1 rRNA gene is annotated in these 1,920 nt (G+C 48.3%); it reads right to left on the reverse strand.

Annotated features, from left to right (window positions below):
• A 23S ribosomal RNA gene (locus IC213_RS20405) occupies positions 1 to 1,872 on the reverse strand; the annotation flags it as partial.
• Positions 1,873 to 1,920: the final 48 nt, after the last annotated feature.

Below are 1,920 nucleotides of genomic sequence, written 5' to 3' on the forward strand. Positions count from 1 at the left end.
CTCTAACAGATCCCCTTAACCTTCCAGCACCGGGCAGGCGTCAGCTCCTATACATCGTCTTGCGACTTAGCAGAAACCTATGTTTTTGGTAAACAGTCGCTTGGGCCTATTCTCTGCGGCCACCGTATGGTGGCACCCCTTATCCCTAAGTTACGGGGTCATTTTGCCGAGTTCCTTAACAACAGTTCTCTCGCGGGCCTTAGGATACTCTCCTCACCCACCTGTGTCGGTTTGCGGTACGGGTACCTTTAACCTCGATAGAGACTTTTCTTGACAGTGTGAAATCAGCTACTTCGCTACTAAATTTCGCTCCCCATCACATCCCAGCATTATCAAAGCGGATTTACCTACTCTGACTGCCTCAATGCTTGGGCACACATAACCAACAGTGTGCTTAGCTTATCCTACTGTGTCATCCCATCTCTCAAACGGTTATCGGTAGTACAGGAATATCAACCTGTTGTCCATCACCTACGCCTTTCGGCCTCAGCTTAGGTCCCGACTAACCCAGGGCGGACGAACCTTCCCCTGGAAACCTTGGGTTTACGGCCTGTGGGATTCTCACCCACATCTCGCTACTCATGCCAACATTCTCACTCCCATACTGTCCACATGTCCTTACGGTCATGCTTCAACCCGTATGGGAAGCTCCCCTACCCATCATTACTGATGCCGTAGCTTCGGTAGTAAGTTTTAGCCCCGGAAATCTTCGGCGCAGGATCACTCGACCAGTGAGCTATTACGCACTCTTTGAATGAGTGGCTGCTTCTAAGCCAACATCCTGGTTGTCTGTGCAATCCCACATCCTTTACCACTTAACTTACATTTAGGGACCTTAGCTGACGATCTGGGCTGTTGCCCTTTCGACTATGAATCTTATCACCCACAGTCTGACTCCCAAGTATAAGATGACGGCATTCGGAGTTTGATAGTCTTCGGTAGGTGCAATACCCCCTAGGACATTCAGTGCTCTACCTCCGTATCTCTCACCTTGAGGCTAGCCCTAAAGCTATTTCGGGGAGAACCAGCTATCTCCGGGCTCGATTGGAATTTCACCGCTACCCACAAGTCATCCCCGAGCTTTTCAACGCTCGTGGGTTCGGACCTCCACGAAATTTTACTTTCGCTTCATCCTGCTCATGGGTAGGTCGCCCGGTTTCGGGTCTACGTCAAGTAACTGAACGCTCAGTTAAAACTCGCTTTCGCTACGGCTCCACACCTTAAGTGCTTAACCTTGCTACTTAACGTAACTCGTTGGCCCGTTCTACAAAAAGTACGCGGTCACACAAGAAATGTGCTTCCACAGCTTGTAAGTGCAGGGTTTCAGGTTCTATTTCACTCCCCTCCCGGGGTTCTTTTCACCTTTCCCTCACGGTACTATACGCTATCGGTCACTAGGTAGTATTTAGCCTTGGAGGGTGGTCCCTCCTGCTTCCCACAGGGTTTCACGTGTCCCGTGGTACTCTGGATCATATCTGAAGTTTTCTCGTTTGACATACAGGACTATTACCTTCTGTGGTGGGTCTTTCCAAACCTCTTCAATTACGATACCTCTTCGTTTAAGATATGTCCGCAACCCCAATAAAGAAAACTTTATTGGTTTGGGCTATTCCGCGTTCGCTCGCCGCTACTTACGGAATCGAATTTCTTTCTCTTCCTTCAGGTACTTAGATGTTTCAGTTCCCTGAGTTCCCCTCATTAAGCTATGTATTCACTTAATGATACTTAGACATTACTCTAAGTGAGTTTCCTCATTCGGAAATCTTCGGATCAAAGTTTACGTGCAACTCCCCGAAGCTTATCGCAGCTTATCGCGTCCTTCATCGGCTCCTAGTGCCAAGGCATCCGCCCTGCACCCTTAATAACTTGACCAGTTAAAAAGGTTTGATAGATTAGAAGCTATCAACTTCGATAATTTTT

The sequence above is a fragment of the Clostridioides sp. ES-S-0049-02 genome, from assembly GCF_020658465.1.
GTDB lineage: Bacteria > Bacillota > Clostridia > Peptostreptococcales > Peptostreptococcaceae > Clostridioides.